Below are 19,919 nucleotides of genomic sequence, written 5' to 3' on the forward strand. Positions count from 1 at the left end.
ACTTCAGTCATCTCCTCAGGAGTCACACCACCTCAACAACACCCACCAGCAAACGGACACGCCACTCACGAGTGAAGATGACCAAGCCCTACTAGCACCCGTCCGGCGGACGCCGACGGTCCGTTATGTGCCTTGTGTGCGACGGGAGTCGAAGTGATTTCGATTACAAGTCGTTTGTCTTGCGCTCGACGCGGGCAGCTCTCTCGATCTTGCCACTGTGGCGGAAATGTGAAGATCGAACGGGGGGAATGTGCGCGCATGTCCCCCTAGTCTCGGCACTCAGAAGAAATCTGTCATGTCACTTTGAACACGCAACGGCGCGCCTCCGTAAGGGATGTCGAGCGACCGGTCGGGGGAACCCCCGGACATCGGAGGTGGGCGTGCGCAAGGATTCCGTCGTGGCCAATGAACGTGGATCGAGGGCCCGACATCGCATGTCCCAGCCCTCGGAACCTGATGAGGAGCTCATGCGTGCTCTGTACAGAGAGCACGCCGGACCCCTTCTCGCGTATGTGCTCAGGCTGGTCGCCGGAGACCGGCAACGCGCCGAGGACGTCGTGCAGGAGACGCTGATCCGTGCCTGGAAGAACGCCGGACAGCTCAATCGAGCAACCGGATCTGTACGCCCCTGGCTGGTGACGGTCGCCCGGCGCATCGTCATCGACGGCCACCGAAGCCGGCAGGCCCGGCCGCAGGAGGTCGATCCGTCGCCGCTGGAGGTCATCCCCGCGGAGGACGAGATCGACAAGGCGCTGTGGTTGATGACGCTGTCGGACGCGCTCGACGACCTGACCCCCGCGCACCGGGAGGTCCTCGTGGAGACGTACTTCAAGGGGCGTACCGTCAATGAGGCGGCTGAGACGCTGGGGATACCCAGTGGCACCGTGCGCTCACGGGTGTTCTATGCCCTGAGGTCGATGAAGCTCGCACTGGAGGAGCGGGGGGTGACGGCGTGATGAGTGTTTACGGGGGAAACCAGGGATTCGGCACAGGTGGTTCGGGTATGTCTGGAGCCATGCAGGGATCTCCGGTGCCGAACGAGCACGAGACCGTCGGCGCCTACGCCCTCGGCATCCTCGACGACGCCGAGGCATCCGCCTTCGAGATGCACCTCGCGACCTGCGAGTGGTGCGCCCAGCAGCTCGACGAACTCGCGGGCATGGAACCGATGCTGGCCGCTCTCGCGGACCTGCCCGGTACCGGCACCCCGGCCATCGGTGAGTCGCTGTCCGCCCGGCCCAGCCCACGGCTGGTGAACAGCCTCGTCGACGAGGTCTCCGAGCGCCGCGCCCAGAAGCGCAGGCGTGGCTTCTATCTGGTGGCCGCGGCTGCCGCGCTGATCATCGGCGGGCCGCTGGTCGCGGTCGGAGCCACCGGCGAGGACTCCGGGGGCAACGTTTCTGCGCACACCACCGCCAGCCCCGCCAAGGAAGCCTTCGACGCCATCTCCGACAAGGTGACGGCCACCGACTCCTCGACGGACGTCAGTGCGACGGTCGCCGTGGAGAAGAAGGCCTGGGGCACCCACGCGGTCCTCCAGCTGACGAACGTCAAGGGGCCCGAGAAGTGCTCCCTGATCGCCGTCGGCAAGAACGGCGAGCGCGAGACGGTCACCTCGTGGGCCGTCCCCACCTGGGGCTACGGCCTTCCGACCGCCAAGACCGAAGAGGCCAAGAACCCTCTGTACGTCCACGGAGGCGCCGCCTTCACCCCGAACGAGATCGACCATTTCGAGGTCATGACGTTCGACGGAAAGCGACTCGTCGAGGTCGACGTGTAGCTCCCGTAGCTACACCGGGTCCCCTTCGCGTACGGTTGACGGCTGCCCAGCACGTCAGAAGGGGGCCCGGTGGCCGCTCAGGCTCAGCAGGAAACCGCGGTCGACCCGGATCACGACTCAGTTCGTGACCGGGAGATCAGCGTCGAACAGGAACATCTCGACCGGGTCTACCGGCGCCTTGAGGAGAAGATCGACGAGGCAGAGTTCCTCATGAACGACGCAGCCCAGCGGGGCCAGGTCGGCACGCCAGGCGCCCTCGCCGAGCGCGACGCGCAGGTCTTCCGGGCAGGCATCCATCTCAACCGGCTCAACAACGAGTTCGAGGACTTCCTCTTCGGACGGATCGACCTCCTGCTCGGCAAGGACGGCAAGAAGGGCCCCGACGGCGCCTACACCGCCGTCGAACCCGCCGAAGGGGCCGTACGCCCCGACAGCACCGCCGACATCGCCGAGACCCTGCACATCGGGCGCATCGGGGTCCTGGACTCCGACTACGCCCCGCTGGTCATCGACTGGCGCGCCCCGGCCGCCGCCCCGTTCTACCGCTCCACCCCCGTCGACCCGGGCCGCGTGGTGCGAAGAAGGGTCATCCGCTCCAAGGGCCGCCGTGTCCTCGGTGTCGAGGACGACCTGATGCGCCCCGAGCTCAAGGCCTTCCTCGACGGCCGTGAACTCCCCGCGATCGGCGACGGCGCCCTGATGGCCGCGCTCGGCCAGGCCCGCAGCCACACCATGCGCGACATCGTCGCCTCCATCCAGGCCGAACAGGACCTGGTCATCCGCGCCCCCGCCGCCTCGGTCACCTACGTCGAGGGCGGCCCCGGCACCGGCAAGACGGCCGTCGCCCTGCACCGCGCCGCCTACCTCCTCTACCAGGACCGCCGCCGCTACTCCGGCGGCATCCTCATCGTCTCCCCGACCCCGCTGCTCGTCGCCTACACCGAGGGCGTCCTGCCCTCCCTCGGCGAGGAGGGCCAGGTCGCCATCCGCGCCATCGGCTCCCTGGTCGACGGCGCCGAGGCCACCCTCTACGACAGCCCGTCCACGGCCCGCGCCAAGGGCTCGTACCGCATGCTCAGAGTCCTGCGCCGGGCCGCCCGGGGCGCCCTGGAACAGGGCCGGGCCCCCGCCGGTCCGGGCGCCTCCCGCCGGTCCGGCCCCGCCTCCGGGCAGCTCGCCTTCGGGGACGACGGCGCCGACGCTCCGCGCGGGCCCTCCGGTCCGCCCGCCCGGCTGCGGGTCGTCGCGTTCGGGCGGCGCCTGGAACTGGAGGCGCCGGAGCTGGACCGGATCCGCCGCGCCGCGCTCGGCGGCACCGCGCCGGTGAACCTGCTGCGCCCGCGCGCCCGCAAGCTCCTGCTGGACGCGCTGTGGGACAAGTCCGGCGGCGCCACCCGGCACAGCGACCCGGAGCTCGCGGCCGAACTGCGCTCCAGCTTCGACGAGGACGTCACCACCGAGGACAGCTTCATCGGCTTCCTCGACGCGTGGTGGCCCGAGCTGACCCCGAGGACCGTCCTCGCGGCGATGTCCGACGAACGGCGCCTGGGCCGCTGGGCCCGCCGCGTCCTGAACCCCGGCGAGGTCCGCCGCGTCGCCCGCTCGCTCCAGCGCGACGGGCTCACCGTGCACGACATCGCCATGCTGGACGAGCTCCAGGCGATCCTCGGCACCCCGGCCCGCCCCCGCAAGAAGCGCGACCTGGACCCGCTGGACCAGCTCAGCGGCCTGGAGGAGCTGATGCCGGTGCGCGAGGAGTCCCAGCGCGAACGCGCCGAACGGCTCGCCCAGGAACGCACCGAGTACGCGCACGTCATCGTCGACGAGGCCCAGGACCTCACCCCGATGCAGTGGCGCATGGTCGGCCGCCGCGGCCGGCACGCCACCTGGACGGTCGTCGGCGATCCGGCCCAGTCCTCCTGGTCCGACCCCGACGAGGCCGCCGAGGCCCGCGACGAGGCCCTCGGCACCCGCCCCCGCCGCCGCTTCGAACTCACGGTGAACTACCGCAACCCGGCCGAGATCGCGGAGCTCGCCGCCAAGGTCCTGGCCCTGGCCATGCCCGGCTCGACGTCCCCGTCCGCGGTCCGCTCCACCGGCGTACGGCCCCGCTTCGCGGTGGTGCGCCAGGGCCTCGCGCAGACCGTCCGCGCCGAGGCCGCCCGGCTCCTGGACCAGGTCGACGGCACCGTCGGCGTCGTCGTCGCCATGAACCGCCGCGAGGAGGCCCGCCGCTGGCTCGACGGCCTCGGCGACCGCGTGGTCGCGCTCGGCAGCCTGGAGGCCAAGGGCCTGGAGTACGACGCGACGGTCGTCGTCTCCCCGGCCGAGATCGCCGACGAGTCCCCGGCCGGCCTGCGGGTGCTGTACGTGGCGCTCACCCGGGCCACGCAGCAGCTCACGGTGGTGTCGGGGGAGCGGGACCAGCCGGACGGGGAAGGCGTCCCTGACCTGCTCCGGGATTGAAACTCGATGTTTGATCCAGGAACCTTCGGGACGGGAATGGCCTGACGGGATCCGTTTGTTAGCCTGGGTGTGACACCGGCCCGATCCAAGCCCCCGGGCCCAACCTTCGTCCCTCAGAGGGACCACTTGCCGCGAGGCGAGCATGGCGGGTCGGTGTCACTGAACGAACGAGAGGCCCACGTCCATGTGACGTGGGCCTCTTTCGTCATGAACAAAACGTTCGCAATCAGGGGCCGCTAACGCCTACTCATCAGTAGGTGCGACGATCGGACGGCATACCAGCGTCACACGTACGTGAGTGAAAGCAGAGGAAGTCGGCCATGGCAACGGCGCCCAGCGTCTCCTACTCGATGACGGTCCGGCTGGAGGTCCCCGCCAGCGGAACCGCGGTCTCCCAGCTCACCACGGCCGTGGAGTCCTCCGGCGGCTCGGTCACCGGTCTCGACGTCACCGCGTCCGGGCACGAGAAGCTCCGGATCGACGTCACCATCGCGGCCACCTCGACCGGCCACGCCGACGAGATCGTCGAGGAGCTGCGCGGCATCGAGGGCGTCACCCTCGGCAAGGTCTCCGACCGTACGTTCCTGATGCACCTCGGCGGCAAGATCGAGATGGCGTCGAAGCACCCGATCCGCAACCGTGACGACCTGTCCATGATCTACACGCCGGGCGTGGCCCGCGTGTGCATGGCGATCGCCGAGAACCCCGAGGACGCGCGCCGCCTCACCATCAAGCGCAACTCCGTTGCGGTCGTGACGGACGGTTCGGCCGTGCTGGGCCTGGGCAACATCGGCCCCAAGGCCGCGCTGCCGGTCATGGAGGGCAAGGCGGCCCTGTTCAAGCGGTTCGCCGGCATCGACGCCTGGCCGCTGTGCCTGGACACCCAGGACACCGACCAGATCGTCGAGATCGTCAAGGCGATCGCCCCCGGGTTCGCGGGCATCAACCTGGAGGACATCTCCGCCCCCCGCTGCTTCGAGATCGAGGCGCGGCTGCGCGAGGCCCTGGACATCCCGGTCTTCCACGACGACCAGCACGGCACCGCCATCGTCGTGCTCGCCGCCCTGAAGAACGCGCTGCGCGTCGCGGGCAAGGAGATCGAGAACATCCGCGTCGTCATGTCCGGTGCGGGCGCGGCCGGCACGGCGATCCTGAAGCTGCTCCTCGCGGCGGGCGTGAAGAACGCCGTCGTCGCCGACATCCACGGTGTCGTCCACGCGGGCCGCGCGGACCTGGTGGACGCCGCCGCGGACTCGCCGCTGCGCTGGATCGCCGACAACACCAACCCCGAGGCCCTGACCGGCACGTTGAAGGAAGCCGTTCGCGGTGCCGACGTGTTCATCGGTGTCTCCGCCCCGAACGTGCTGGACGGCACGGATGTGGCGGCCATGGCCGAGGGAGCGATCGTGTTCGCGCTCGCGAACCCGGATCCCGAGGTCGACCCGGCGGTGGCCCGTGAGACGGCGGCCGTCGTGGCCACCGGCCGTTCGGACTTCCCCAACCAGATCAACAACGTGCTGGTCTTCCCGGGTGTCTTCCGCGGTCTGCTGGACGCCCAGTCCCGCACGGTGAACACCGAGATGATGCTGGCCGCCGCGACCGCGCTGGCCGACGTGGTGAGCCAGGACGAGCTCAACCCGAACTACATCATCCCGAGCGTCTTCAACGACAAGGTCGCCGGCGCCGTCGCGGGCGCGGTGCGCGACGCGGCGAAGGCGGCGGCGTCCGTCTAGGACGGATCCGGCGCGGGTGCGGGGCCGCTGTGAGGATCACCACGGCAAGGCCTTGCACCGGCGCGTCGCGGAACCCCGGGCCGCGGAACGACGTTTATCGTGTCGGCCAGGCTCGGGGCCGCTCTTCGTGTGACACCCAAGGGTGTTCTCATGACTCCAGCGGGTGCCGGATTGGCTTTCCCGCAGCAGGTAGGGGCAGGATGCGTCTCTGGGCGCGAGCGCATCGGCTTCGCTGTGCCTCGTGCGGCCTGGCCGCGAGGCACACCCCAACGGCAAGAAGAACACGGGAGTAAGAACATGAACCGCAGTGAGCTGGTGGCCGCGCTGGCCGACCGTGCCGAGGTGACTCGCAAGGACGCCGACGCCGTTCTGGCCGCGTTCGCCGAGACCGTTGGCGAGATCGTCGCCAAGGGCGACGAGAAGGTCACCATCCCCGGCTTCCTGACCTTCGAGCGCACCCACCGTGCCGCTCGCACCGCCCGCAACCCGCAGACCGGCGACCCGATCCAGATCCCGGCCGGCTACAGCGTGAAGGTTTCGGCGGGCAGCAAGCTCAAGGAAGCCGCCAAGGGCAAGTGACCTTGCCGTCTACCCCTCACGGGAGCGTGCGGGGGGCGTAGACAACGCGAAGGGGCGGTCACCCGATTTCGGGTGACCGCCCCTTCGCCGTGCGCACGAGCGACTGTTCGCCTTCGCCGTGCGCACGAGCGATCGTCAGCCGTGCGTACGAGCGATCGTCAGCCGAGGGCCTTGCCCGGGAGTTCGACCTTCGCGCCGAGTTCCACGAGCTTCTCCATGAAGTTCTCGTAGCCGCGGTTGATGAGGTCGATGCCGTGGACGCGGGACGTGCCCTGGGCGGCGAGGGCCGCGATCAGGTACGAGAAGCCGCCGCGCAGGTCGGGGATGACCAGGTCGGCGCCCTGGAGCCGGGTGGGGCCCGAGACGACCGCGCTGTGCAGGAAGTTGCGCTGGCCGAAGCGGCAGTCGGAGCCGCCCAGGCACTCGCGGTAGAGCTGGATGTGAGCGCCCATCTGGTTGAGCGCGGAGGTGAACCCGAGCCGGGACTCGTACACCGTCTCGTGGATGATCGACAGGCCCGTCGCCTGGGTGAGGGCGACGACCAGCGGCTGCTGCCAGTCCGTCTGGAAGCCCGGGTGCACGTCCGTTTCGAGCGCGATGGACTTCAACTGGCCGCCGGGGTGCCAGAACCGGATGCCCTCGTCGTCGATCTCGAAGGCGCCGCCGACCTTGCGGTAGGTGTTCAGGAACGTCATCATCGAGCGCTGCTGGGCGCCGCGGACGTAGATGTTGCCCTCGGTGGCGAGCGCGGCGGACGCCCAGGAGGCGGCCTCCAGCCGGTCCGGGAGCGCCGCGTGGTTGTAGCCGCCGAGCGAGTCCACGCCGGTGACGCGGATCGTGCGGTCGGTGTCCATCGCGATGATGGCGCCCATCTTCTGCAGGACGCAGATGAGGTCCTCGATCTCGGGCTCCACCGCGGCGTTGGAGAGCTCGGTGACGCCCTCGGCCAGGACGGCCGTCAGCAGCACCTGCTCGGTCGCGCCGACGGACGGGTAGGGCAGCCGGATCTTCGTGCCGCGCAGGCGCCGCGGCGCCTCCAGGAACTGACCGTCGGCCCGCTTCTCGATGGTGGCGCCGAACTGCCGCAGCACCTCGAAGTGGAAGTCGATCGGCCGGCCGCCGATGTCGCAGCCGCCGAGGCCGGGGATGAAGGCGTGCCCGAGGCGGTGCAGCAGCGGGCCGCACAGCAGGATCGGGATACGGCTCGATCCCGCGTGGGCATCGATGTCAGCGACGTTGGCGCTCTCCACGTGCGTGGGGTCCATGACCAGCTCGCCCGGCTCCTCACCCGGACGGACCGTGACGCCGTGCAGTTGCAGCAGACCGCGTACGACCCGCACGTCACGGATGTCCGGAACGTTGCGCAGTCGACTCGGCCCGCTGCCCAGCAGGGCGGCGACCATGGCCTTCGGTACGAGGTTCTTCGCACCGCGGACCCGGATCTCGCCCTCCAGCGGGGTGCCGCCGTGGACAAGCAGTACGTCGTCAGAGCCGTTGACGGTCATGTATCTCGCGTTCCGATTGGTGGGGCAGGGGGCCAGAAGGGAAAGGGTAATCGCCGTCCACCCCCCTTCCGTAAGCCCAAGTGCCGCCCAGCCACGTCATAGCTGTGTCACAACACGAACCGTCGGCGACCGGGCACATGGGGTCACCGTGGCCGCCGTGCGCCGTTCGTGCCCCATTCAGCTCTGAGCTGCATTCACCGGCGTAGCGGCATTGGCTCCCCGCGCGAAGGGAAGATGCGGGATCATGTCAGGCATGACCGAGGTGTCCTCGCTCACAGGGCGGTTGCTCGTGGCAACGCCCGCCCTGGCGGACCCGAACTTCGACCGTGCGGTGGTGCTCCTTCTCGACCACGACGAGGAGGGCTCCCTCGGTGTCGTCCTCAACCGGCCCACCCCGGTGGACGTCGGAGACATCCTGGAGGGCTGGGCGGATCTGGCCGGGGAGCCCGGTGTCGTGTTCCAGGGCGGTCCCGTCTCGCTGGACTCCGCGCTCGGCGTCGCCGTCATCCCGGGCGGCACCGGGGGCGGGAGCGCCCCGCTGGGGTGGCGGCGGGTGCACGGCGCGATCGGGCTGGTGGACCTGGAGGCCCCGCCGGAGCTGCTCGCCTCGGCGCTCGGCTCGCTGCGGATCTTCGCCGGGTACGCGGGCTGGGGACCGGGCCAGCTGGAGGACGAGCTGGTGGACGGCGCCTGGTACGTCGTGGAGTCCGAACCGGGCGACGTCTCCTCCCCGGAACCGGAGCGGCTGTGGCGCGAGGTCCTGCGGCGTCAGCGCAACGAACTGGCGATGGTGGCCACGTATCCGGACGACCCTTCGCTCAACTGATGCGTGTGACCTTCAGTACCCTTGGCGTCCATGAGCACTCTTGAGCCCGAGCGCGGGACTGGTACCGGGACCCTCGTAGAGCCGACGCCACAGGTGTCCCACGGCGACGGCGACCACGAGCGCTTCGCCCACTACGTCCAGAAGGACAAGATCATGGCCAGCGCCCTCGACGGGACCCCCGTCGTGGCGCTCTGCGGCAAGGTGTGGGTGCCCGGCCGCGACCCGAAGAAGTACCCCGTGTGTCCCATGTGCAAGGAGATCTACGAGTCCATGGGCGCCGGCGGCGACAAGGGCAAGGGCGGCGACAAGAACTGACTCGCTCCCCGGGCTGAAGCCCGGGGATTCCGGCCTTCCCCGCCCGGTTGCCGTGCCGCTGCGCGGCACGGTTTCCGGTCGGGAGCCCGTGGCTTCCTGTTTCTTCGCGCTGTGCCGGGACGAGTCCTGGTCCTGCCGGCGCTCCGCGGGCTGACACCGGCGGTCCGGCGGCCGTCTCGATGCCGGTCGCGACGGTACGGTCCCGGTCGTGGACGGAAAGCCGTCGGCTCCGTCGTCGCCGCATTCGAGTCCGGCGAGCCCCGGCCGTGGACGCTTTCGCCCTCCCTGGATTCCTTCCGAAGGGTGTTCGAGCAACAGGATTTTGGTCGGTATTTCGTCAACGGCCTTGCGGTGGCGGGCCGTGTGGTGATCGCCTCCGCGCCCATCGCGTTTCTTGCCGCGACCGCCGTCACACGATTCCGGTTCCGCTTCCGGAGAACCCTGCCGATCATGTTCCTGACGGCCCGGACGGGGGAGTCCGTGAAAGCGGTGCCGGAGGCGCTGGAGGAGGCCGCGTACATCGTCGGGGGGAGCCGGTCGCGATTCCCGCGGCAGCTCCTTTTCCCGCTCGTGTTCCCGGCCTCGCGGCCACGAGCGTGTTCTCCTCCATCCCCGCCAGGAACGGCTTCCTCTTCGCCAAGTCGTTCCTCATCGGCGACACTTCCCAGTCGACGCCGCCCATGGCGCCGCAGGTCTTCTTCAAGCCGGACGAACCCGACCGGGGCGGGGTCATGGCGGCCTCCACGGTGATGACCGTCCCGGTACCGGTGTTCTTCGTACTCGTGCAGCGACGTCCGGTCTCCGGCCCGGGCGGAGCGGTAAAGGACTGACGTGACGGAATTGATTCCCGCGCCCCGCGACCTCGTGACGGGCACCGGCGCGGTACGGCTGACGGAGCGTTCGCGGATCCACGCGGGCCGCGGTACGGAGGGTGTCGGCCGCTGGCTGCGCACCGCCCTGTGGCCGGCCACCGGGCTGCCGCTGGGCGAGGCGCGCGAGCCGCAGGAGACGGACGGCGACGGCATCCGCCTGCGGCTCGACCCGGAGCTCGGCCCCGAGGAGTACCGCCTCGTCAGCGACGCGGCCGGGGTGCTCGTCGAGGGCGGGGACGGCGCCGGGGTCTTCCGGGGCGCCCAGACCCTGCGTCAGCTGCTCGGCCCCGACGCGTACCGCAGGGCACCGCTCGCCCCCGGCCGCGACTGGAGCGTGCCCCACCTCACCGTGCGGGACGCCCCCCGCTTCGGCTGGCGCGGTCTGATGCTCGACGTGGCCCGGCACTTCCTGCCCAAGGACGACGTCCTGCGCTACCTGGATCTGATGGCGGCCTACAAACTCAACGTCCTCCACTTCCACTTGACGGACGACCAGGGCTGGCGGATCGAGATCCGGCGCCACCCCCGGCTCACCGCGATCGGCTCCTGGCGGGCGCGCACGAAATTCGGCCACCGCGCCTCACCGCTGTGGGAGGAGAAGCCGCACGGTGGCTTCTACACCCAGGACGACATCCGCGAGATCGTCGCCTACGCCGCCGAGCGGCATATCACCGTCGTCCCCGAAATCGACGTACCGGGCCACTCGCAGGCCGCGATCGCCGCGTACCCGGAACTCGGCAACACCGACGTCATTGACACCACCGCCCTTTCCGTCTGGGACAACTGGGGGATCTCTCCCAACGTACTGGCCCCCACCGACAACACCCTGCGGTTCTACGAGGGAGTGTTCGAGGAGCTCCTGGAACTCTTCCCCTCACCGTTCATTCACATCGGCGGCGACGAATGCCTCAAGGACCAGTGGCGGGCGTCGGCCACCGCGCAGGCCCGCGTCGCGGAACTCGGCGCCGGTGACGAGGACGGCCTCCAGGCGTGGTTCATCGCCCACTTCGACCAGTGGCTCACCGCGCGCGGGCGCCGCCTCATCGGCTGGGACGAGATCCTCGAAGGCGGCCTCGCGAAAGGCGCCGCGGTGTCGTCCTGGCGCGGATACGGCGGTGGCGTGGCCGCCGCGCGCGCGGGCCACGACGTCGTCATGTGCCCCGAGCAGCACGTGTACCTCGACCACCGGCAGGACGCGGGCCCCGACGAACCCGTCCCCATCGGGTATGTCCGCACTCTGGAGGACGTGTTCCGGTTCGAGCCCGTTCCCGCGGAGCTGACACCCGAGGAGGCGGAGCACGTGCTGGGCACCCAGGCCAACCTGTGGACCGAGGTCATGGAGGACCGCGCCCGCGTCGACTACCAGGCGTTTCCCCGGCTGTTGGCGTTCGCCGAGGTCGCGTGGAGCCGGCTGCCCGCGCCGGGGGAACGGGACTTCGGCGAGTTCGGGGCCCGGGTGGAGGCCCACTACGCGCACCTCACGGCCCTCGGCGTCGGCTACCGGCCGCCCGCCGGACCGCTGCCGTGGCAACGGCGTCCCGGAGTGCCGGGTCGCCCGATCGAGGGGCGACCCCCGAACAAGTAGGGGAAAAACCCCGGCAGGATCACCGAAGAGAGGCAATTCGTGCGGACCGTCGATGCCGTACGAAAACGGGCCATCTCGCCGGTGAGGTGGGCGAATGCCTCCTAGCGGACCCCCGTCTTCGGTTGTCGGGAAGATGTGCCAGAGTTGCCACGTCCGCCCTGTGAGCACGTACCGTACGGCCACACAGGTGGGACCAGGTGGGGCAGCGGGAAGGGGCAGCCGGTTTGACCACGCACGCACCGCAGGCGGCGCAGGCCGTCACGCTGCCCACGACACTCGACGAGGCCGTGGCGGCGCTCGCCGCGACGCCCACCGCCGTGCCCGTCGCGGGCGGCACCGACCTCATGGCGGCCGTCAACTCCGGCCAGCTCAGGCCCGCCGCGCTCGTCGGCCTCGGCCGCATCAGCGAGATCCGCGGCTGGCAGTACCAGGACGGACACGCCCTGCTCGGCGCCGGGCTCACGCACGCGCGCATGGGCCGCCCCGACTTCGCCGCCCTCATCCCCGCCCTCGCCGCCTCCGCGCGCGCGGCCGGACCCCCGCAGATCCGCAACGCGGGCACCCTCGGCGGCAACATCGCCACCGCGTCCCCGACCGGCGACGCGCTGCCCGTGCTGGCCGCCCTGGAGGCGACGCTGATCATCGCCGGGCAGAACGGCGCCCGGCGCGAGATCCCGGTGTCGCATCTGCTGGCCGGGGTGGACATGCTGCGCGGCGGCGAACTCATCGGCTTCGTCCGGGTGCCGCTGCTGCACGCGCCCCAGGTCTTCCTCAAGGCCACCGGGCGCACCGGACCCGGCCGCGCCCTCGCCTCCGTCGCGCTCGTCCTGGACCCCGCCCGGCGCGGCGTCAGGTGCGCCGTCGGAGCCATAGCGCCGATGCCGCTGCGGCCCCTGGACGCCGAGCAGTGGGTCGCCCGGCTCATCGACTGGGACAACAACCGCTCGATCGTCCCCGAGGCCCTCCAGGCCTTCGGCGAGTACGTCGCGGCGGCCTGCATCCCCGACCCGACCCCGGAACCCGACGGCTCCGTGCAGCCGCTTCCGCCCGCCGTACTGCACCTGCGGCGCACCGTCGCCGCGCTGGCCCGACGAGCACTGGGGAGGGCGCTGTCGTGACCGACGACCAGCACGGGGACGGCAGGCCCCCGGGCGGCAGCCGCTGGGACCCGCTGCCCCACGGCGACTACGACGACGGCGCCACCGCCTTCGTGAAGCTCCCCGAGGGCGGCATCGACGCCCTCCTCGCCGCCGACAGCCCCCTCGCGGCACCCGGCCACGGCTACGTCCCGCCGCAGATCACGGTCGCGCCGGGCACCGAGACCGACCCCGGAGCGTGGGGCGCGCCCGCCGAGGGCACCCAGTGGCCCGACCCGAACGCCGGGCCGCGGGACGCCCCCGACGACCGGTTCACCTACCAGCAGGGCTCGACCGGGCAGTGGGCCTTCGACGAGGTCACGGAGGCCGCGCCCGCGCCCGGCCACGACGTCACCGGCCAGTGGTCCATCCCGGTCGCCGGCGGCGACGCGCCCGACGAGTCCGGCGAGTTCACCACGTCCGCCCTCGTCGAGCAGTGGGGCGGCACCCCGCCCGCCACCCTGCCCGGCGGCGCCGCGGCACCCTGGGCGGCCCCGGAGGGCCCGCCGTGGAGCGAGGCACCGCAGGCCGAGCACGCCCAGCAGCCCGTGCGGGAGCACGCGCACGAACACCCGCGCGGCGACGGCCCCGTCGCAGGCGCCTCACAGCCCTCTCCCGGCCCGGACGAGGACCCGGCTGCCCCCGAGGTGTCCGAGGACGCCCAGGACGCCGTGGAGGCCGCTGACGGGGCCACCGGGCCCGCCGCCGAGGACGCGCCCGAGCAGGGCGCGGAGCAGTCGGCGCGGCAGGAGCCCGAACAGGCCGACGACGAGCCCGCCCCCGCGCTCCCCGGCGAGGAACACGCCCTCGCCTCCTACGTCCTGCGCGTCAACGGCGTCGACCGGCCCGTCACCGACGCCTGGATCGGCGAGTCGCTGCTCTACGTGCTGCGCGAGCGCCTCGGCCTCGCGGGCGCCAAGGACGGCTGCTCGCAGGGCGAGTGCGGCGCCTGCAACGTCCAGGTCGACGGCCGCCTCGTCGCCTCCTGCCTGGTCCCCGCGGTGACCGCCTCCGGCGCCGAGGTCCGCACCGTCGAGGGCCTCGCCGAGGACGGCCGCCCCTCCGACGTGCAGCGCGCCCTCGCCCGCTGCGGCGCCGTGCAGTGCGGCTTCTGCGTGCCCGGCATGGCGATGACCGTGCACGACCTGCTGGAGGGCAACCCGGCCCCCACCGAACTGGAGACCCGCCAGGCCCTGTGCGGCAACCTCTGCCGCTGCTCCGGCTACCGGGGTGTCGTCGACGCCGTCAAGGAGGTCGTCGCCGAACGCGAGGCACATGCCGCGGCCGACGCCGAGTCGGACGGCGACGAGGCACGTATTCCCCACCAGGCGGGTCCCGGAGGCGGCGGTGTGAACCCGTCGGCCTTCACCCCGCGGCACGACCAGGGTCACGGACCGGACGGAGGCCAGGCGTGAGCAACGAAGCCGCCACCGCGACCACCCCCGTGGAGGCCGCCCCCGCCCCCGAGCCGATCCCGCACGGCCTCGGCGCCTCCCTCCCGCCCTCCGACGCCCGCGCCAAGACCGAGGGCACCTTCCCCTACGCCGCCGACCTGTGGGCCGAGGGACTGCTGTGGGCCGCCGTGCTGCGCGCGCCCCACGCGCACGCGCGCATCGTGTCCATCGACACCTCCCACGCGCGCGACATGCCCGGCGTCCGCGCCGTCGTCACCCACGAGGACGTCCCGGGCGACGCCCTGTACGGCCGCGGCCGGGCCGACCGCCCGCTGTTCGCCTCCGAGGTCGTACGCCACCACGGCGAGCCCATCGCGGCCGTCGCCGCCGACCACCCCGACACCGCGCGGATGGCCGCCGCGGCCGTCATCGTCGAGTACGAGGTGCTCGACCCGGTCACCGACCCCGAGCAGGCCTTCGAGGCCGAACCGCTGCACGCCGACGGCAACCTGATCCGGCACATCCCGCTGCACCACGGCGACCCGGCCGCCACCGGCGAGATCGTCGTCGAGGGCCAGTACCGCATCGGCCGCCAGGACCCCGCCCCCATCGGCGCCGAGGCCGGCCTCGCCGTGCCCCGCCCCGACGGCGGCGTCGAGCTGTACCTGGCCTCCACCGACCCGCACACCGACCGGGACACCGCCGCCGCCTGCTACGGCCTGGAGCCCGAGCGCGTCAAGATCGTCGTCACCGGTGTCCCCGGCGCCACCGCCGACCGCGAGGACCAGGGCTTCCAGCTCCCGCTCGGCCTCCTCGCGCTCCGGACCGGCTGCCCGGTCAAGCTCACCGCCACGCGCGAGGAGTCCTTCCTCGGCCACGCGCACCGCCACCCCACCCTGCTGCGCTACCGCCACCACGCGGACGCCGAGGGCAGGCTCGTGAAGGTCGAGGCGCAGATCCTGCTCGACGCGGGCGCCTACGCCGACACCTCCGCTGAGGCGCTCGCCGCCGCCGTCGGCTTCGCCTGCGGCCCCTACGTCGTCCCGAACGCCTTCATCGAGGGCTGGGCCGTGCGCACCAACAACCCGCCCTCCGGCCATGTGCGCGGCGAGGGCGCCCTCCAGGTGTGCGCCGCCTACGAGGCGCAGATGGACAAGCTCGCGAAGAAACTGGGCCTGGACCCGGCCGAGGTGCGGCTGCGCAACGCCCTCGCGACCGGCGACGTCCTGCCCACCGGCCAGACGGTGACCTGCCCGGCCCCGGTCGCGGAACTCCTCCAGGCCGTACGGGACTACCCGCTCCCGGCCCTGCCCAAGGACACCCCCGAGGACGAGTGGCTGCTGCCCGGCGGTCCCGAGGGCGCGGGCGAACCGGGCGCGGTGCGCCGGGGCGTGGGCTACGGCCTCGGCATGGTCCACATGCTCGGCGCGGAGGGCGCGGACGAGGTCTCCACGGCGACCGTCAAGGTCCACGACGGCATCGCCACGGTGCTGTGCGCGGCGGTCGAGACCGGCCAGGGCTTCACCACCCTGGCCCGCCAGATCGTCCAGGAGACCCTCGGCATCGACGAGGTGCACGTCGCCCCCGTGGACACCGACCAGCCTCCGGCGGGCCCCGGCTGCCGCGGCCGGCACACCTGGGTGTCGGGCGGCGCGGTGGAGCGGGCGGCCAAGATGGTCCGCACGCAGCTCCTCCAGCCGCTGGCGCACAAGTTCGGCATGTCCACCGAACTCCTCCAGATCACCGACGGCAAGATCACCTCGTACGACGGCGTCCTGTCGACCACCGTCACCGAGGCGATGGACGGCAAGGAACTGTGGGCGACGGCCCAGTGCCGCCCCCACCCGACCGAGCCCCTCGACGAGGCCGGCCAGGGCGACGCGTTCGTCGGCATGGCCTTCTGCGCGATCCGCGCGGTGGTCGACGTCGACATCGAACTCGGCTCCGTGCGGGTCGTGGAACTCGCCGTCGCCCAGGACGTGGGCCGCATCCTCAACCCGGCGCAGCTGGAGGCCCGGATCGAGGCGGGCGTCACCCAGGGCGTGGGCGTCGCCCTCACGGAGAACCTCCGCACCGCCCGCGGCGTCATCCGTCACCCCGACCTCACCGGCTACGCCCTGCCGACCGCCCTGGACGCCCCGGACATCCGGATCGTCAAGCTCGTCGAGGAACGCGACGTGGTCGCCCCCTTCGGCGCCAAGGCGGTCAGCGCGGTCCCCGTGGTCACCTCCCCGGCGGCCATCGCCTCCGCGGTGCGCGCCGCCACCGGCCGTCCCGTGAACCGCCTCCCGATACGGCCCCAGGCCGCGGTGGTGACCGCCCAGTGACCCCCGAGGATCCCCCGCGCTACGAACCGGCCCCCGCGGTCGGCAAGTTGCTCCTGTGGATCCTCCTGTTCGCCCTAGCGGCGCTCGCGGTGATCGTGGGCGGCGTCTACCTCACCTGAGCGCCGGGGCCCCTGTCCGGGGCCTCTGTCCGGGGTGCCCCGGAAGTCCTCGTGGGCGATTCCCGTGGGGAGGGAACGCGCGAGGGGTGTTTGAGCGTCTGTCGGTACGGGGGCGTTGTCAGTGGGGCGGCGTAGTGTTCCGGTCGGTGGGGATCGGTGGGGACAGGACGGCGAGATCTTCCTGGGCTCGCCCTGCCCACCCCTTCCCGCCCTGCAGGGGAACCGCTCGGGGAGAGAACTCGTACGCACGGGGGAACGATGAGTACGACCTGCGCCGCGACCGCGGTGATCACCTTGACCGACGACGACCTGGCACGTCTCGTCACGCACGCCTCGACCCGCCGCTGGCTGACCGGCCCCGGACTGCCCGCCGAGATCGGCCTGTTGAGCTTCGCGGAGCTCGGCCGCGACGGCCTGCGGACCCTGGAGGACGTCACCGGTGACGCCGAGGAGCGGCTGACCGGCGACATGCGCGACCAGTTGGTCATAGGCGGGTTGCTCGACATCGAGGGCCGCGAGACGGAGCCGATCCTGCTCGACGGGATGACGGGCGAGGTCTCCACCACCGACCTCTGGTACGACCGCCCCGACCTCATGGAGCGCCGCCCGCTCGCCCCCTCCCTGGAGAAGCTGGTCCGCTTCGCCACGGCGACGGAGGAACTCGCCGATCTGCGCGGCCAGTTCGCCGCGTACGCCGACCGGCACGGCCCGCAGGTCGCCCAGGAGGCGTCCCGTCAGCTCCTGTCGATCTTCGAGGAGGGCACGGACGGCGAGGTGCCGCTGCTGTGGCGCATGGCGGCCCTGATCCGCCCGCTGTCCCTCACGGCGGGCCCCGGCCGGGTGTCGGGCCTCGCCCTGGACCTCCCGCCCCGGCTCCTGGACCAGGAGTTCGGGCACGGCGGGGTGTGGCGCTTCGAGGAGGTCGACTTCCCCTCGACCCTCACGCACGAGCCCACCCGCCGCTTCCTGCGCGAGCGGGGCCTGCCGGAGGACGGCGTCCTGTTCCACCTGGACACCGACGTCCCGCTGCCCACCCTCACCGAGCACCACGCCGACGAGCCGGACGCCGAACTCCCCGCCGACGCGGCCCACTTGATCCGCCTGGGCTACCTCGCCGAGGACAACAGCCTCCTGATCGACGGCCGCACGGGCCGGATCCTGCACTGGAGCGAGCCCGAGGGCCACCTCCACCCGCTCAACACGGACGTCTCGACCCTCGCCTTCACCCTCTGGCTCCTGCACCACGAGCGCGCCCTCGACGAGTCCCTGGACCACGCCCTCACCGACGGCCCCCACACCCAGCTGGCAGCCACCATGCTCCAGGTCCTCGCCACGGTCGACCCCACCCCGACCACGGACGACTGGCACTACTGGACGGAGTCCTTCCAGGACGAAGCAGGCGGAGTCCTCTGACACCGCGCCGCTCACGCGGAGGAGAAGAGAAACGAGGCGCAGGAGGGGCGCCGGAGAAGTGCCGAAGAAGCGCGGCAGGAAAGAAAAAGAGGCCGTGGCGGGAATCGAACCCACGTAACTCGCTTTGCAGGCGAGTCCCTAAACCACTCGGGCACACGGCCGTTCTCGATCGGGGTACGGAGGTCCGTGCCGTGATCGATGTGTAGACCGTAGGGCGGGGCCGGGGGGTGGCTCAAGGGGTTCGGGGGCGGTGCAACGCGACTGCCACACGGCGTTCATGAAACGGGGGAGAGGGCTGGTCGTAGGACCAATGGAGCAGGGCGGAGACCGTCTTCCGACAGGGGTCAACGGGGCGTTCGGAACTTACTCTGGCGGGCATGGCCTTGATCAGAGAGCGCGACGAGGATGTCGTAGAGGGTGCCGGGGCGGCCGGGAGCGTGTGGGGGCGGTCGTATCGGGCGCTGAGCGTCGGGATCGTCTCCGTGGTGTTCCTCGTCGCGTTCGAGGCGACCGCCGTCGGAACGGCGATGCCCGTCGCGGCGCGGGAGCTGGGCGGGGTCGGGCTGTACGCGTTCGCGTTCTCGGGGTACTTCACGACCTCCCTGTTCGGGATGGTGCTGTCCGGTCAGTGGTCCGACCGCAGGGGCCCGCTCGGGGCGCTGACGACCGGCATCGCGGCGTTCGCGGCCGGACTGCTCGTGTCCGGCACCGCCGGCGCGATGTGGGTGTTCATCGCCGGACGGGCCGTGCAGGGCCTCGGCGGCGGGCTGGTCATCGTCGCCCTGTACGTCGTCGTCGGGCGGGCGTACCCGGAGCGGCTGCGGCCGGCGATCATGGCGGCGTTCGCGGCCGGCTGGGTGGTGCCGTCGATCGTGGGGCCGCTCGCGGCCGGGGCCGTGACCGAGCGGCTCGGCTGGCGGTGGGTGTTCGTCGGCATCCCGGTCCTGGTCGTCCTGCCGCTGGCGCTCGCCCTGCCGCAGATACGGCGGCGCGCCGCCGGGCCCGTGGACAAGGGCGGCGCCGGGGCCGTCGACGGTCGCCGGGTCCGCCTCGCGCTCGGGATCTCGCTGGGCGCCGGGCTCCTCCAGTACGCCGCCCAGGACCTGCGTCCGCTCTCCCTGCTGCCCGGCATCGCGGGCGCCGCGCTCCTCGTGCCCGCCGTGCTCGCCCTGCTGCCCCGGGGCACCTACCGGGCCGTGCGCGGGCTGCCGTCCGTCGTGCTGCTGCGCGGGGTCGCGGCGGGGGCCTTCATCTCCGCCGAGTCGTTCGTGCCGCTGATGCTGGTCACCCAGCGGGGCCTGTCGCCCACCCTCGCCGGGTTCTCGCTCGCGGCGGGCGGGCTGACCTGGGCGTTCGGGTCGTGGATCCAGTCGAGGCCGCGCACCGAACCCCACCGGGAGCGGCTGATGACCTTCGGGATGGTGCTGGTGGCGCTGGCCGTCGCCGCCGTGCCGAGCGTGCTGATCGACTCCGTGCCGAGCTGGACCGTCGCCGTCGCCTGGGGCTTCGGCTGCCTCGGGATGGGGCTGGTGATCTCCTCCACCAGCGTGCTGCTCCTGCGGCTCTCCGCGCCCGAGGAGGCCGGCGCCAACTCCGCCTCCCTCCAGCTCTCCGACGCTCTGGCCAACGTGGTGCTGCTGGCCGCAGCCGGAGCCGTCTTCGCCTCCCTGGGCGGCGGAACCGCCGGACACACCGCCACGGACGCCTCCGGCGCCTCCGGCACGCACCCCGCAGCCTTCGCCGCGGTCTTCCTGCCGATGGCGGCGGTCGCGCTGGTGGGGGCCTGGGTGACGACACGGCTGCGGGCCGACGGACCGACCCCGCGTGCCGGGCGGCCGGTGTGACCTCGGTCCCACCGACGGGCGACCC

The 19,919-nt window shown here is 71.9% G+C and carries 15 protein-coding genes, 1 tRNA gene and 1 pseudogene; 15 read left to right on the forward strand and 2 right to left on the reverse strand.

Annotated elements, in window-relative coordinates; genetic code table 11:
* Positions 1 to 434 precede the first annotated feature (434 nt).
* The 5 genes from ACIPSE_RS05435 to ACIPSE_RS05455 all read left to right on the forward strand — a co-directional run bounded on the left by ACIPSE_RS05435 (position 435) and on the right by ACIPSE_RS05455 (position 6,558).
* On the forward strand, positions 435 to 956 hold the full coding sequence (locus ACIPSE_RS05435; RefSeq protein ID WP_010039908.1) for a sigma-70 family RNA polymerase sigma factor: 522 nt from the start codon (positions 435 to 437) through the stop codon (positions 954 to 956).
* On the forward strand, positions 956 to 1,780 hold the full coding sequence (locus ACIPSE_RS05440; protein WP_401657706.1) for an anti-sigma factor family protein: 825 nt from the start codon (positions 956 to 958) through the stop codon (positions 1,778 to 1,780). The genes ACIPSE_RS05435 and ACIPSE_RS05440 overlap by 1 nt, the downstream gene beginning before the upstream one ends.
* 69 nt (positions 1,781 to 1,849) lie before the next feature.
* A complete protein-coding gene (locus tag ACIPSE_RS05445) occupies positions 1,850 to 4,246 on the forward strand; it encodes a HelD family protein (RefSeq protein ID WP_401657708.1) in 2,397 nt (798 codons plus the stop codon).
* Positions 4,247 to 4,566: 320 nt separating this feature from the next.
* Positions 4,567 to 5,979, forward strand: a complete 1,413-nt coding sequence (locus ACIPSE_RS05450) for an NAD-dependent malic enzyme (protein WP_401657710.1) — start codon at positions 4,567 to 4,569, stop codon at positions 5,977 to 5,979.
* A 297-nt stretch (positions 5,980 to 6,276) separates the two neighbouring features.
* On the forward strand, positions 6,277 to 6,558 hold the full coding sequence (locus tag ACIPSE_RS05455; protein ID WP_007382399.1) for an HU family DNA-binding protein: 282 nt from the start codon (positions 6,277 to 6,279) through the stop codon (positions 6,556 to 6,558).
* 158 nt (positions 6,559 to 6,716) lie between these two features.
* Here the strand turns inward: ACIPSE_RS05455 and murA are convergent, their stop codons facing one another.
* Positions 6,717 to 8,063: a UDP-N-acetylglucosamine 1-carboxyvinyltransferase gene (gene murA, locus ACIPSE_RS05460; protein WP_401657712.1), complete on the reverse strand. Its 1,347-nt coding sequence runs from the start codon at positions 8,061 to 8,063 to the stop codon at positions 6,717 to 6,719.
* A 253-nt stretch (positions 8,064 to 8,316) separates the two neighbouring features.
* Between murA and ACIPSE_RS05465 the strand changes: the two genes are divergently transcribed.
* The 9 genes and pseudogenes from ACIPSE_RS05465 to ACIPSE_RS05505 all read left to right on the forward strand — a co-directional run bounded on the left by ACIPSE_RS05465 (position 8,317) and on the right by ACIPSE_RS05505 (position 18,050).
* Entirely contained in the window at positions 8,317 to 8,889 is a 573-nt protein-coding gene (locus tag ACIPSE_RS05465; protein WP_401657713.1) for a YqgE/AlgH family protein, read from the forward strand.
* Positions 8,890 to 8,919: 30 nt separating this feature from the next.
* Positions 8,920 to 9,204 (forward strand): DUF3039 domain-containing protein, encoded by a 285-nt coding sequence (locus ACIPSE_RS05470; protein ID WP_401657715.1) that lies wholly within the window; start codon positions 8,920 to 8,922, stop codon positions 9,202 to 9,204.
* Between the two features lie 111 nt (positions 9,205 to 9,315).
* Positions 9,316 to 10,034: pseudogene (locus ACIPSE_RS05475) on the forward strand (carbohydrate ABC transporter permease).
* A gap of 1 nt (position 10,035) precedes the next feature.
* On the forward strand, positions 10,036 to 11,661 hold the full coding sequence (locus ACIPSE_RS05480) for a beta-N-acetylhexosaminidase (protein ID WP_401657717.1): 1,626 nt from the start codon (positions 10,036 to 10,038) through the stop codon (positions 11,659 to 11,661).
* 224 nt (positions 11,662 to 11,885) lie between these two features.
* On the forward strand, positions 11,886 to 12,779 hold the full coding sequence (locus ACIPSE_RS05485) for an FAD binding domain-containing protein (RefSeq protein ID WP_401657719.1): 894 nt from the start codon (positions 11,886 to 11,888) through the stop codon (positions 12,777 to 12,779).
* Positions 12,776 to 14,212: a 2Fe-2S iron-sulfur cluster-binding protein gene (locus ACIPSE_RS05490; RefSeq protein ID WP_401657721.1), complete on the forward strand. Its 1,437-nt coding sequence runs from the start codon at positions 12,776 to 12,778 to the stop codon at positions 14,210 to 14,212. Before ACIPSE_RS05485 ends, ACIPSE_RS05490 begins: the two co-directional genes overlap by 4 nt.
* On the forward strand, positions 14,209 to 16,518 hold the full coding sequence (locus tag ACIPSE_RS05495) for a xanthine dehydrogenase family protein molybdopterin-binding subunit (protein WP_401657723.1): 2,310 nt from the start codon (positions 14,209 to 14,211) through the stop codon (positions 16,516 to 16,518). The genes ACIPSE_RS05490 and ACIPSE_RS05495 overlap by 4 nt, the downstream gene beginning before the upstream one ends.
* A complete protein-coding gene (locus ACIPSE_RS05500; RefSeq protein WP_401657725.1) occupies positions 16,515 to 16,637 on the forward strand; it encodes a hypothetical protein in 123 nt (40 codons plus the stop codon). Before ACIPSE_RS05495 ends, ACIPSE_RS05500 begins: the two co-directional genes overlap by 4 nt.
* Before the next feature lie 258 nt (positions 16,638 to 16,895).
* A complete protein-coding gene (locus ACIPSE_RS05505) occupies positions 16,896 to 18,050 on the forward strand; it encodes an SUKH-4 family immunity protein (protein ID WP_401657727.1) in 1,155 nt (384 codons plus the stop codon).
* A gap of 89 nt (positions 18,051 to 18,139) precedes the next feature.
* Here the strand turns inward: ACIPSE_RS05505 and ACIPSE_RS05510 are convergent.
* Positions 18,140 to 18,211 (reverse strand) — tRNA-Cys (locus ACIPSE_RS05510).
* A gap of 216 nt (positions 18,212 to 18,427) precedes the next feature.
* Here ACIPSE_RS05510 and ACIPSE_RS05515 point away from each other — a divergent pair.
* A complete protein-coding gene (locus ACIPSE_RS05515) occupies positions 18,428 to 19,894 on the forward strand; it encodes an MFS transporter (protein WP_401657729.1) in 1,467 nt (488 codons plus the stop codon).
* The last annotated feature ends 25 nt before the right edge of the window (positions 19,895 to 19,919 follow it).

It is taken from the genome of Streptomyces sp. NPDC090106, from assembly GCF_044747265.1.
Taxonomy (GTDB): domain Bacteria; phylum Actinomycetota; class Actinomycetes; order Streptomycetales; family Streptomycetaceae; genus Streptomyces.